The organism is Thalassotalea fusca, from assembly GCF_053485835.1.
In genome coordinates this window covers 15190-28479 of record NZ_JBQRUN010000017.1, presented here as the reverse complement: position 1 = coordinate 28479, position 13290 = coordinate 15190, and the positions used below count along the sequence as shown (strand labels likewise).

Annotated in this window: 15 protein-coding genes; 6 read left to right on the top strand and 9 right to left on the bottom strand. The window is 37.9% G+C overall.

What is annotated here, in order from left to right:
• Positions 1-63: 63 nt before the first annotated feature.
• A complete protein-coding gene (gene clpA / locus ACSLUK_RS16605) occupies positions 64-2322 on the bottom strand; it encodes an ATP-dependent Clp protease ATP-binding subunit ClpA (RefSeq protein WP_448549807.1) in 2259 nt (752 codons plus the stop codon).
• A gap of 30 nt (positions 2323-2352) precedes the next feature.
• The gene (gene clpS, locus ACSLUK_RS16600) at positions 2353-2673 is read right to left on the bottom strand and encodes an ATP-dependent Clp protease adapter ClpS (RefSeq protein WP_448549806.1); all 321 of its coding nucleotides are present in this window, start codon (positions 2671-2673) and stop codon (positions 2353-2355) included.
• Between the two features lie 213 nt (positions 2674-2886).
• On the opposite strand from clpS, the gene cspD reads away from it, so the two are divergent.
• Positions 2887-3108 (top strand): cold shock domain-containing protein CspD, encoded by a 222-nt coding sequence (cspD, locus tag ACSLUK_RS16595; RefSeq protein ID WP_448549805.1) that lies wholly within the window; start codon positions 2887-2889, stop codon positions 3106-3108.
• An 82-nt stretch (positions 3109-3190) separates the two neighbouring features.
• On the opposite strand, the gene icd is transcribed toward cspD, so the two are convergent.
• Positions 3191-4441: an NADP-dependent isocitrate dehydrogenase gene (icd, locus tag ACSLUK_RS16590; protein ID WP_448549804.1), complete on the bottom strand. Its 1251-nt coding sequence runs from the start codon at positions 4439-4441 to the stop codon at positions 3191-3193.
• 272 nt (positions 4442-4713) lie between these two features.
• Between icd and ACSLUK_RS16585 the strand changes: the two genes are divergently transcribed.
• From ACSLUK_RS16585 to bfr (ACSLUK_RS16575), 3 genes are all read left to right on the top strand, one after another.
• Positions 4714-4908, top strand: a complete 195-nt coding sequence (locus ACSLUK_RS16585) for a (2Fe-2S)-binding protein (protein ID WP_448549803.1) — start codon at positions 4714-4716, stop codon at positions 4906-4908.
• Between the two features lie 178 nt (positions 4909-5086).
• Positions 5087-5563, top strand: coding sequence for a bacterioferritin (gene bfr, locus ACSLUK_RS16580; RefSeq protein ID WP_448549802.1), 477 nt, complete (start codon positions 5087-5089; stop codon positions 5561-5563).
• A gap of 3 nt (positions 5564-5566) precedes the next feature.
• Positions 5567-6034: a bacterioferritin gene (gene bfr / locus ACSLUK_RS16575; RefSeq protein WP_448549800.1), complete on the top strand. Its 468-nt coding sequence runs from the start codon at positions 5567-5569 to the stop codon at positions 6032-6034.
• An 85-nt stretch (positions 6035-6119) separates the two neighbouring features.
• Here the strand turns inward: bfr (ACSLUK_RS16575) and speA are convergent, their stop codons facing one another.
• The gene (speA, locus tag ACSLUK_RS16570) at positions 6120-8039 is read right to left on the bottom strand and encodes a biosynthetic arginine decarboxylase (protein WP_448549799.1); all 1920 of its coding nucleotides are present in this window, start codon (positions 8037-8039) and stop codon (positions 6120-6122) included.
• The gene (speB, locus tag ACSLUK_RS16565; RefSeq protein ID WP_448549797.1) at positions 8032-8976 is read right to left on the bottom strand and encodes an agmatinase; all 945 of its coding nucleotides are present in this window, start codon (positions 8974-8976) and stop codon (positions 8032-8034) included. The genes speA and speB overlap by 8 nt, the downstream gene beginning before the upstream one ends.
• Before the next feature lie 265 nt (positions 8977-9241).
• Here speB and ACSLUK_RS16560 point away from each other — a divergent pair, with 265 nt between their 5' ends.
• A complete protein-coding gene (locus tag ACSLUK_RS16560; protein WP_448549795.1) occupies positions 9242-10201 on the top strand; it encodes an adenosylmethionine decarboxylase in 960 nt (319 codons plus the stop codon).
• Positions 10191-11051: a polyamine aminopropyltransferase gene (gene speE / locus ACSLUK_RS16555; RefSeq protein ID WP_448549794.1), complete on the top strand. Its 861-nt coding sequence runs from the start codon at positions 10191-10193 to the stop codon at positions 11049-11051. The genes ACSLUK_RS16560 and speE overlap by 11 nt, the downstream gene beginning before the upstream one ends.
• Before the next feature lie 260 nt (positions 11052-11311).
• On the opposite strand, the gene ACSLUK_RS16550 is transcribed toward speE, so the two are convergent.
• The 4 genes from ACSLUK_RS16550 to ACSLUK_RS16535 form a co-directional block, all read right to left on the bottom strand.
• A complete protein-coding gene (locus tag ACSLUK_RS16550) occupies positions 11312-11536 on the bottom strand; it encodes a hypothetical protein (protein ID WP_448549792.1) in 225 nt (74 codons plus the stop codon).
• 16 nt (positions 11537-11552) lie between these two features.
• A complete protein-coding gene (locus ACSLUK_RS16545) occupies positions 11553-11990 on the bottom strand; it encodes a DUF2753 family protein (RefSeq protein WP_448549791.1) in 438 nt (145 codons plus the stop codon).
• 18 nt (positions 11991-12008) lie between these two features.
• Complete coding sequence (locus tag ACSLUK_RS16540) at positions 12009-12395, bottom strand: plastocyanin/azurin family copper-binding protein (RefSeq protein ID WP_448549881.1); 387 nt, start codon at positions 12393-12395, stop codon at positions 12009-12011.
• A 155-nt stretch (positions 12396-12550) separates the two neighbouring features.
• The gene (locus ACSLUK_RS16535) at positions 12551-13150 is read right to left on the bottom strand and encodes a hypothetical protein (protein WP_448549789.1); all 600 of its coding nucleotides are present in this window, start codon (positions 13148-13150) and stop codon (positions 12551-12553) included.
• Positions 13151-13290: the final 140 nt, after the last annotated feature.

Here is a 13290-nt window from a genome sequence, read left to right as displayed (position 1 = left end):
TCATTAAAAAGCCCCTTTATTAAGGGGCTTTTTTATATGTTAAGCAAAAGTCACTGGGTATGACTATTGCTCTACCAGTTCCTTCTTTGATTCACATTGAATCATTAACTTGTCTTTCTTAACACTGACTTTAGCAATTCCACCTTGCGCTAAATCACCAAAAAGTAATTCATTAGCAAGTGGTTTCTTCAAGTGTTCTTGAATCAGACGAGACATTGGTCTTGCTCCCATCGCCTTGTCGTAACCGTGAACCGCCATCCACTTTTTCGCTTCCTTGGTAAGTTCTAGTGACACACCTTTGTCATCAAGTTGTGCTTGCAACTCAACAATAAATTTATCTACCACTTGTTGAATGACTTCATCTGTTAAGTGATTAAACCAAATAATATTGTCTAAACGGTTTCTGAACTCTGGCGAAAACACTTTGTTAATTTCATCCATTGCATCAAAACTGTGATCTTGTTGTTTAAAACCAATTGATTGACGCGTTGTTTCAGTAACACCCGCATTAGTTGTTAAGACCAACGTAATATTACGAAAATCGGCTTTGCGACCATTGTTGTCGGTTAACGTACCATGATCCATAACTTGCAATAAGATGTTATACACATCAGGGTGCGCTTTCTCTATTTCATCTAATAGAACAACCGCGTGTGGATGCTTAATTACGGCGTCAGTTAACAATCCACCTTGCTCGTAACCGACGTAACCAGGAGGTGCACCGATCAAGCGGCTAACCGCATGTTTTTCCATATACTCTGACATGTCATAACGTAACAACTCAACACCCAAAGTTTTAGCGAGTTGTTGAGTTACTTCAGTTTTACCTACACCCGTTGGACCAGCAAACAAAAATGAGCCAACAGGTTTTTCTTCGCTACCTAGACCAGCTCGGGACAATCGAACAACTGAAGTTAATTCGTCAATGGCGTGATCTTGACCAAACACCACTAGTTTCAAGTTACGATCTAAATTCTTAAGGCTATCTTTTTCCGTAGAAGAGACAGACTTTTCCGGTATACGAGCCATTTTTGCCACAATGCTCTCGATATCGGTATTATTTATCACTTTCTTGCGTTTAGATGGTACAAGTAACTGTTGTTTCGCACCCGCTTCATCTATAACGTCAATCGCTTTGTCAGGCAGAAATCTTTCATTGATATATTTGGCCGACAATTGTGCCGCTGCACGAAGCGCTTTATTGGTATATCGAATACCATGGTGTGATTCGTACTTATCTTTTAGGCCTTGTAGAATTTTGGTAGTGTCGTCAACACTCGGCTCAACGACATCAATTTTTTGGAAACGACGTGCTAATGCGCGATCTTTCTCAAAGATACTTTGATATTCTTGATATGTTGTTGAACCTAGACAACGCAACTTACCTGAAGACAGTAAGGGTTTAATCAAATTCGAGGCGTCCATCATACCGCCAGATGCAGCACCAGCGCCGATGATGGTATGAATTTCATCAATAAACAATATTGTATTGCCGTCTTGCTCAAGCTCTTTTAAAAGTGCCTTAAAGCGCTTCTCAAAGTCTCCACGATACTTAGTACCAGCAAGGAGTGCTCCCATATCTAACGAGTAAATTGTCGCTTCTTTTAAAAACTCTGGCGCTTTATCGGAAATAATTAAACTAGCAAGTCCTTCAGCAATTGCCGTTTTACCGACACCTGCCTCACCAACATATAACGGGTTGTTTTTACGGCGACGGCTTAATACTTGAAGCGTACGTTCCATTTCATCGTCACGACCTATAAGCGGATCGATTTTGCCGGCTAATGCTTCGTCATTTAAGTTGGTAGCAAAATTGTCAATCGTTCTAGGTTCTTCTTCCTGAACAACTGTTTGATCTTCAATATGATGGCCATTTTCTTTATGATCAACTTTTGCAATGCCATGAGAAATATAATTGACAATATCTAGGCGGGTAATATCAGATTTCTTTAAAAAGTAAGCCGCTTGAGACTCCTGCTCACTAAAAATAGCCACAAGAACGTTTGAGCCATTAACTTCGCTCTTACCCGATGATTGTACGTGAAAAACAGCACGTTGTAGGACCCGCTGAAAACCCAATGTAGGTTGTGTTTCACGATCCTCTTCCCCATCTGGAATAACAGGAGTCGTTTCTCCAATAAAATCAATAAGCTCTTTTCTAAGCTTACTCATGTCAGCGCCACATGCTTTTAAGGCATCAATGGATGAAGGGTTATCTAAAAGCGCCAACAATAGATGTTCAACGGTCATGAATTCATGGCGAGACTCTTTGGCCTGGCGAAACGCCATATTAAGTGAAATTTCTAAATCTTTGTTAAGCATACGCTACTCCAACAAATACATATTTGCCAATCAAGCTTTTTCCATCATACATTTAAGTGGATGTTGATGTTCAATCGCATAATTACTAACTTGACTCACTTTCGTCTCTGCGATTTCTGCAGAATATGTGCCACACTTAGCCTTTCCCTTATAGTGTATATCTAGCATTATGTCCGTTGCCTTTTCAGAAGTCATGCTAAAAAACTTACACAATACCTCTATTACAAAATCCATCGGGGTATAATCATCATTTAATAGCATAACATTATACATAGGGGGCCTTTTAAAAGATTCAATGGTTTCTTCTTCAAGGACCTCTTGGTTATCCGTTAATTCTTTCCACTTACTCATAATTCTATATTAGTCTCTAGCTGATCATTTTGCTGTGCCAAAATGAAAAAAAATTGCTTAATTTATAATAAAAAACGTTGTTTTTGACTTGACTATTTAAATTTATTATCTACGATTTAAATCAGTGACGAAAAATTAGTCACTTACGTATATGTAAATATGCTTTTGGGGAAGCATACCTAAATACCGATGAATATAGAAGGAAGTTGAAGTATGGCTCACGGTAAAGTCAAATGGTTTAACAACGCTAAAGGGTTTGGTTTCATTCGTCCAGATGATGGTGGTGAAGACATTTTCGCACATTATTCAACTATTCAAATGGATGGTTACCGCACGTTGAAAGCTGGTCAAGACGTAGATTACGAATTAAACGCTGGTCCGAAAGGTCACCATGCTGCCAGTATTACTCCAAAGGATATTGATTCTATCGAGTAGTGTTAGCTGATTGAACACAGAAAAAAAACACAGCATATGCTGTGTTTTTTATTTTTGCAGCATCAAAGGCTTACTAAGTAAACTACATGTGCTCAATGATACATTCAGCAAATTGTGAACATGTCACTAACGTTGCACCATCCATAAGCCTTTCAAAATCGTAGGTCACTGTTTTAGCGCTAATAGCTCCCGACATACCTTTTATAACAAGATCAGCGGCATCTTTCCAACCAATATGACGAAGCATCATTTCAGCAGATAATATAACGGATCCTGGATTTACTTTATTAAGCCCAGCATATTTAGGGGCTGTGCCATGAGTAGCTTCGAATATTGCAATATCGTCGTTTAAATTTGCACCTGGAGCTATTCCTATGCCGCCTACTTGTGCAGCCAAGGCATCAGACAAATAATCACCATTAAGGTTTAACGTTGCAATTACACTGTATTCAGCTGGTCGCAATAAGACTTGTTGCAACATGGCATCAGCAATTACGTCTTTAACGACAATTTCCTTGCCATTATTTGGGTTTGTTATTTTACACCAAGGTCCACCTGCAATGAGTTCAGCATCATATTCTTGCCTAGCAACTTCATAGCCCCATTCTTTAAACGCACCTTCGGTATATTTCATAATATTACCTTTGTGTACGAGTGTAACCGACGAACGATCATGATCAATGGCATATTGAATCGCTTTTCTTACGAGTCTTTGTGAGCCTTCTTTTGAGACAGGCTTTATACCAATGCCACAATCCTCGGTGAAACGTATGCTAGCAGCCCCCATCTCATGTTGTAGAAATTGGATAAGTTTTTCCGCTTGTTCACTTCCACCTTTGTACTCTATGCCTGCATAGATATCTTCAGAGTTTTCACGAAAAATCACCATATCAACTTCGCATGGCTTTTTAACTGGGCTTGGTACCCCTTCAAACCACTGCACTGGTCGTTGACAAACATATAAATCCAGTAGTTGGCGAATAGCCACATTTAGCGAGCGCATACCACCACCGACGGGCGTTGTTAGTGGCCCTTTTATACCCACTTTATACGTTCTAAAAATATCTAAAGTTTCTTCTGGTAGCCAGGTTTCACTATCATAGACTTGCGTTGCTTTTTCGCCGGCATACACTTCCATCCAATGAATTTTTCTATCCCCCCCGTACGCCCTATTTACTGCAGCATTTACCACAGTCAACATTGCAGGCGTAACGTCAATTCCTATACCATCGCCTTCAATGTATGGAATTATTGGATTGTTAGGAACAATAAGGTTGCCATGCTCAATAGTAATTGCCTGGCCGTTAGGTGGAGTTTCAACACGGTTATGCATAACATTAGTCCTCTGAGTGAAAATTTTCAGGAGTAAACTTTAAAAAATTTATCTAACACTGTTCCAAGTTAATCGATGGGCATCGATTTCACTAATACAGTTTCGGTGATATTCGACATTTTTTAAATGAATGTATAAAACACTTGTTTTAACTCAATTCACATCCTTAAAAGTAAGGATTCACCTGCGTTAATTTAAGCAATCTGAAGTTGACATTAGCGCTAATAACAATTATTATCATTTCCGTTTTAACTAAGAAGTAGATTATTATTGTGTTTGTTTGTATTTGTAAAAATATTACTGATAAAGATATCAAAGAGTTAGTCGTATCTAATGGCGTTGGTAATATCCGTGAACTCAAAAAACACCTTGATATCGCAAGCCAATGCGGCACCTGCACCAAACTTACACAAAAAATCATCGACAATACCATTATTGACGAAAGTCTATTCAAAGAAGTTATTTAGCGCTTTTCTGCTTTTACCCCCCCTAATTCTTACCTTTACATTGCTATTTGCCCCATCTAAATAACGAAACAAAATAGTTATCATTTCTATTACTAAATGATTGAAATATAAGTTTAATTTGTCTTTATCTCAGCCTCTTCTATACTTTTCATGCGAGTAAAATTTTTACGGGTGATATATGAAAAGTAAGCAAGCGATAATTACTATGCTTAACAAGCTTTTAACTATCGAATTAACATCAATCAATCGCTACTTCTTACATGCAAGAATGAACAAAAATTGGGGTTTCGAGAACCTTAATGAAAAAAACTACAAAAAATCTATTCTCGATATGAAGCAAGCGGATGACCTAATTGAACGTATATTGTTTCTTGAAGGATTACCTAACCTTCAACAGCTAGGCGCACTTGCCATAGGTGAATCTCCTCAGGAAATGATCGATTGCGATATCGCGTTTCAACAAGAGCAAATAGACGCAATGAAATCGATGATCGCACTATGCGAAACTGAACAAGATTTTGTAAGTAGAGAAATTTTAGTGGACATTCTCACTGGCGAAGAGGAGCACATGGACTGGCTTGAAGCACAAGTTTACCAAATTGGAGAAATGGGCATCGCCAACTACCTGCAAGCGCAACTAGATGACGGAGACTAAATCATGAAAGGTAACAACGAAGTAATCAATGCGTTGAACGGTCTGTTGGCTTTCGAACTTGCTGCCATGGATCAATACTTTATACACTCCAGAATGTATGAAGATTGGGGGCTTAACAAGTTATTTGAGCGAATTGATCATGAATTTGACGATGAAAAAGGCCACGCATCTGCGCTGATTCAGCGTATTTTGTTTCTAGAAGGAACACCCGATATGGTCACGCGCGATGGGCTATGCATCGGAAAAACCGTGCCTGAAATGCTAGCGAATGATCTAAAGGTAGAATACGCAGTAGACAATGCCCTAAAAGCAGCAATGGCATTATGCGAAGAAAAACAGGATTTTGTATCGCGTAATATTCTGCAAACATTAATCGACGACACAGAAGTAGATCATGCCTTTTGGTTGGAGCAACAACTCGGGCTAATCGATAAAATTGGCTTAGAAAATTACTTACAATCTCAAATTTAGTCGATTGCAAACTTAAATAAAAAGCAGCATTGAAACCTATCAATTGCTGCTTTTTTATATTTCACAAAAAATATGAATTAAAGCGCTACGCTTTTAGGTATGTATAAGACTTTAAACAATCTTCGTAGAAATCAACCCAATCTACACCATCACGCGGCTTAATTTTACCCCGCTGAATTTGTCCATCAACTTCCTTTTTGATCGTTTGCGCCAAAATTGCTGGTGTATATTGCATAGTTGACAGTACACTCTCAATCGAATTCCCGTGTACATATTCCTCAATATAGAAATCACGAGGATCGTCATCATAACTCACAATATGAACTTCGTTTAATCGACCGAATAAGTTGTGCATATCCCCCATTACATCTTGGTAAGCTCCCGTTAAGAAGATCCCAATGAAGTAGTCCTCGCCCTTGTTTAGCGTATGCAATGGTATACTGTTTGCGACTACCGAGTCTTCACCAATAAACTTGTCAATTTTTCCATCGCTATCGCAAGTAATATCGACCAAGCTGCATAGCTTCGTAGGTTTTTCATTTAAACGTGATATCGGCACAATCGGTAAAATCTGATCTATTGCCCACGAATCTGCGGTTGACTGGAATACAGAAAAATTCGCCAAATATTGAGAAGACAATAACAGGTCAATATCTTTTAACCCTTCGGGCATTTCTTCAAGCGAATGCGCCAACGTATTAATCTTTTCTAACCCACGCCAAAACATTGTTTCTGCTTTTGCAAATTCATCAAGTGTTAGCACGCCCAACTTAAATGCACTTAACGCTTGCTCTTTTAGTTGAGTTAAATCGTTATACGCAACCTGACAACTTTCCAAGTCGATGTCTTTTTCTGTATCGCGAATGTTAGCAACAATAATGTGTTCGCCAGTTTCTCTTTTGGTGTTGACGCCTTTCCCCAGTGTAGTTACTTCGCCCACTACTTTAGTTACTACACAAGAATGATGCGCTGTAATTGCCCTACCACTTTCGCTAACAATATGTGGGTGTGGTACTTCATCAATATCACATTGTTGTTTAAGTCCGTAAATTATGTCTTCTACGTACTCATGCATGTGATAGTTACATGACGAATCGTTGGTTGATTGAGAACCATCATAGTCGACCGCTAAACCGCCACCAACGTCTAGGTAACGTAAAGGTACGCCCTTTTGATAAAGCTTGCAGTAAACTTGTGCAGCTTCTTGAATCGCTTCTTTTACCGCTCTAATATCTGTTAACTGGCTACCAATATGAAAATGCAAAAGTTCAACACATTCGAGCATGTCTTGCTTTTCAAGGTAGTCAATTGCATTAATTATTTCAGCAATACTTAAACCAAATTTTGCACGCTCACCACTCGAGCTTTCCCATTTACCACGCCCTTTAACCATCATCTTTACGCGAAGGCCAATTATAGGTTTCACTTCATACTTTTTAGCTAGCGTAACCAGATTCCGCAACTCGGTAAATTTTTCAATGACCACAACCATATTGCGCTTAATCTTAGTACCGAGTAAGGCAAGTTTCAGATATTCTTCATCTTTGTAGCCGTTTAGAATCGTTAACGCAGAACGATTGGTGTTATGTGCCAACGCGGCTATAAGTTCAGGCTTGGAGCCTGCTTCTAAGCCATAGTTATAACGCTTGCCCGCATTCACAATTTCTTCGATGACTTCGCGCATTTGATTAACTTTAACGGGATAAACACCAAAGTATTTACCTTCGTAGTTTTCGCTTTCAATTACGTCACGAAATGTGCGATTTAACTTTTCAACCTGTGCACGCAAAATGTCGTGAAATCGAATCACTGCCGGAAATTCGATGCCAGACGATTGCATGTCTTTGATAACTTCTTTTAAGTTAATTCTTAATGTCGGATTATCCGTTTGTGGTATTACATGAATATCGCCGGACACGTCGATATCAAAATACCCTGCGCCCCACTTTTTTACGTGATATATGTCTTCAGATTGCTCTATAGACCAATTTGCTGCATCAGTCATTGGCGTTTTCTCCATCTGGTTGATGCGCTAAGCACAACAACAATTCTCTTACTACTTTAGCTGCAAATACATCGCTATTTCCCGTAGGATCAATTGATGGTGAAAGCTCTACGACATCACAGCCAACAAAATTTTTCTCTTTTAGCAGCTTACAAAGGCTAACGAAAGAATGAAAATCTTCTCCACCTGGTTCTGGCGTGCCAGTTCCAGGGAAAAAGCTCGGATCAAAATAATCTAAATCCAATGTTAGATAAATTGGTTGATCTTTTGGTATCGCGGCAATTTTATCTAAAAATTCCCGTCTACTAATTGCCAATGAATTATGCAAACGCATCCAGTCATATTCATCTTTAGTACCCGAACGAATACCGTATTGGATTAACTGATGATCATCGCCAAAATGGTCTACGACCCTACGGATAATGGAAGCATGCGAAAAGTGATGACCAAGATATCCATCACGTAAGTCGGCGTGCGCATCTAAGTGCACTACAACTAAGTCCTTAAACTGTTTAAGATAAGTAACAATGGGGGCGTATGAAATTGAATGTTCGCCTCCAAGTGTAATCACACGAATATTGTCAGATTTAAGATCGACAGATGAAAATTGCGCAAAAAATGTATCTGTTGCCAATTGCCAGCGCGCTTCAATATCAGCATGGTCATTACCTGTTGCGATAATTTCCGTCGGCAAATTACCAATGTCATAAAAAGTAACATCTTCTAGGTCTGCATCTAGGTATGGAGAATAAGATTCAATCCCATCTGATACAGCGCGCAAAGCATTTGGTCCTTCGACTGTCCCCTTACGAAAGCAAGCTGTACCGTCGAACTCAAATCCTAATATATAAATACCATCAGCACTAATATTATCGGCACACTGTGACCATTCATATCTGCACTCTGGCATGTTGAAAGTTGATGAAACTTGAACCATAGTAAATTCTTACACTAAAAAATTAACGAATTATTCGTTCTTAAACTAACGGGACTAAGGATAATTAGTCGAAAAAATTTGCGCAATTATGCAAATTATTTTAAAAAAGTCTACAAAGATTATTGCAAAAGACATAGAAAAATACGTATTAATCGTCAAATTTAGTATTTTTCTATTGAAAATACATAATTAATTTGTAAAATGTCGCCACTTTTTTTGGTGCTAAAAATGCGTATACCGCGCATCTTTACTGAGGGTTTCAGCATTGTTATTTGAAGGTTCTGAAAAAAAAGCAGAAATCATTATAAATAGCGAAAAAATGTCGTTTTTAAACGACTTTGATCAAAGTTTTTGGGAAGAAATGGTCGATGCATGTCATGCTAAGATACTGTCATCTATTTCTAATGATTACTGCACAGCATATTTGCTTTCTGAGTCTAGTCTATTCGTCTGGCACGATCGCATACTTATTCTAACCTGTGGCACAACTCGATTAGTTAAGTCAGTCGAGTATGTACTTTCGCGTATCAACAAAGATCATGTTGAACAGGTTATATATCAACGCAAGAACGAGTATTTTGCACAACAGCAACTTACATCGTTTGGTGACGACATAAAATTACTGTCAAACCATATTTCAGGTGTTGCATTGCGTTATGGGCCATTGGATGCGCATCATAATTATGTGTTTCATCAAGACAATGACTTTAAATGTGAACCTGCAGATAAAACCTATGAGTTATTAGCCTATCAAATCGGCAAAGACGCCTCATTGCACCTAACATCACCAGGCTTAAAATCTAAACAGATTAGAGATTATCTGCATTTAGAAAAGTTACTCCCTGGCTTTGTGTTTGATGACTTTGTATTTGATCCATACGGTTATTCTGTTAATGCCATCAATGGTGACAAATATCTAACTATACATATAACGCCGCAACTCGATAGTAGTTACGTAAGCTTTGAAGCAAATATCAATTTATTTGAATTGCTACCTACACTGATCGAGATTTTGCAACCAAATTCATTTGACGTATTAACGTTTAACGAATTTGCCCATGACGAATGTGCAAAGCAAGTACCTAATCATTACGTCTGCCAAACTCGCGTAGAACAACCGTTAGCAAATGGCTATCTTGTAAACTTTAATACTTATATTTTACCCGCAGACGACAAGACAGTGGCGACTGCTATCGATATTCTTGGAGAAAATAATGCACTCTGATCTGTGGATTGAAGAAAAATTTGAAGACTTTTTAGGTTTACGAATAAAAGTAGAGAAAGTCCTTTTTTCTGGTAAAAGTGAATTCCAAACCGTTGACGTAGTAGAAACCAAGGGTCACGGTAAGATGCTGTTAAACGATGGGCTCATCATGGTTACTGAGCGAGACGAGTTTGCTTATCATGATATGATTACCCACGTGCCTCTTTTTGTACATCCAGCGCCCAAAAATGTACTTGTGATTGGCGGTGGCGATGGTGGCACAGCACGTGAAGTGATTCGTCACCCAAGTGTGGAAAAATGCACTATGGTTGAAATTGACGCTATGGTTGTTGATGCCTGTAAACAGCACATCCCTCAAACATCGGCAGCTTTAGATGACGATCGAATCAACCTAATAATTGGCGACGGTGTGAAATTCGTTAAAGAAACGAATGAAAAGTTTGACGTGATTATTGTTGATAGCACCGATCCAATTGGGCCTGCACAACCTTTATTTGGCAAAGAGTTCTACCAAGATGTGTACAACTGCTTAACTGATGACGGCATTGTTGTTTCCCAAGGCGAATCTTCGTGGTATGCGATGGAAATTCAACGTTCATTATTATCTGTATTGAACAGTGTTTTCGAAAACACTTATCTGTATAGCTTTAGCAATCTTACCTACCCTGGTGGCCTATGGAGCTTTACATTTGCTTCTAAGCACTATCACCCAGTTAAAGATTTCGAAGCTAAACGTGTAGAAGATTCAGGTTTAACATTCGAATATTACAATGCGCCATTGCATAGCGCAGCATTTGCTTTACCAAACTTTGTTAAAAATGGACTATCTGGATTAATTGACAACGAATAGCGTATCAGTAAACGTGAACAGCGAATAAATTCAAGCTATTTGCTGTTCACTTAGTCGTTAGATTGAACCGCTTTCACCACCAACTTGTCGTTTTTCAGCACTACCGTCCAAACTTGAATACCTCAATCACACGACCTAAAATCTGCGCTCTATACCAATCTGCATAAGAAATTACTCACTTAGCGTGAGCAGGTCTCAGAAGCTGTGCCGCGAAGCATTTTAATTCTCTCTGAATGATCAAATATTTAATTCAATTGGTATTACTTATCCTCTAATTGTCGCGCCACCTTAGTCGTTTCAAAACTTTTAAAGTGTTTTCGCTTTTTGATATTGGAATTGACAATAATGAAGGCAACTAAAATGGGAGCAAGCCAAAAAAAGTGAACAAAATGTGCGTTAGGATCATTGTGATCATGCCCTCCATGCGCCAAAACCGATGAAGAATAGAATGAGAATAGCGTTAAGAAAAAGACTAATTTTTTCATAGACCTCTTAATCCATCTAATGAAGTTGTGGTTGTTGATCGTTAAGTGCCTCACCAAAAGCCGTTATTGCTTGCGCACATTCGTTACATACTGGATGTCTTTTAGAAAACGCTTGAATTGGCTTAAATGTAAGTTTAATAGCACTTATCGCTATTAATTGAATATCTTCCTGACACTCAGGATCGCTTATAATCGTTAGCAATCGATGGTGTGGAAGCAGTAAATATTGGAGTGAAACATCAAAATCTCGCTGTTTTTCAAATAATGTTGAAAGATTATGTGCTGCGCATATCCAAGCCATTAGCAGTTCTACATTTGTTAAATCATTTCGCCAAGCTTTTTCTAAAAACTCTACAGCTTCTTTATAGTAAAACTCTGCCTGCAATAACTGGTTTGCAGCAAAACACGTGTTTCCTTTTTCTAATAGGGATTGCCAATGGTTAAGTGATTCCATTCTAGATCCTTAATCTAATTAATTTATTTGCTTAATAAGCGATTCCACGCGGGACTGATTAAGCACAACATTTTCTTTAATTCCTTCCCATTCTCTAATAAACGCATCATGATTGTTTGCGTTACCAACTTGGATGACCCCTACCATGCCTAAAGCAAAATGGGGAGTACACTTATATAAATACGCCCCTTCAACTGGAAAAGTGATGCTTTGTGCTTCACCAAGTTCTGTTGTAAATGAATTAGCACCATCTGGCAAAATTATAGATTGCGCATTATGCGTAATGTCAGAGGGAATAAACTTAACCGTATCACCTGCCGATATTCTAATAAAACCTGGTTCCATAACCATGGGATGCCCACTTTCGTTTGAACTCAAAAGCTTAACTATATGCACTTGTGACATTACAATTTGATGAAAAAACAGAAAAAACAAAGCAAATAATCTATACATCTTCAGATACAAGAAAACAAAAACACTCAAATGATAACGATTATCATTTGAGTGTCAATATAAATGTTAATTTGTTTTTAATGCTAGAAGAAAAAAGGCGAATGAAACTATGAGTTTTTGATGAATTCCTCATAATGCTTTTTGAATTCAAAATAAGCTTTTTTCTGTGTCTCTAACAATTTAACTAAGTATTCTCGTTGCTTTAAGCTTTTTTCTAAACACTTGATTCGCATGTCGTCGTTAAATTCACAAACAGTAAGTAAAAACTGGCGCATCAATTTGTAATGTTCTTGAATCGCATCTTGCATTGTGTTTATTTCATATACACTATCTACTAAATCTTCTGATTGTGATTGCAGTAAACTAAAATCGGCTTTAGTCGAAGATATATCCCAAAACAAGTTGCGCTCATATAGAATATGGGTTTCAACGCTTTTATTGGGCGTGCTAGGATCGTCAGTTATGTCGCTGATATGTTCTTTCAGTTCAGATACACTACGTGCTAATCGGCTGATAGTTTCTTCAGTGTTTTTAATGTCATTATTTAAATCAATGTACATTTCATTGATTAATTTTTCATTAAAGCTTCTGTATTTATAATCAGTTACCCATTCATCAATGGTTAGTGCCAACAAAATACCAATCACAATGGTGAAAATTTCGATGAAAAGTTGTTCACCATTCTTTTTAAAAACTTGTTTGATCATCTCTACAAAAATTCGTTGAAAATATATGGAATCATACAGAAAATCAATACGTTAGACAATAAGTAAAGATAAATCATGGCCTACAACATTCTTATTTATTTTCACCAATAGCCTATACAAAATATAAATTAATAAAACGC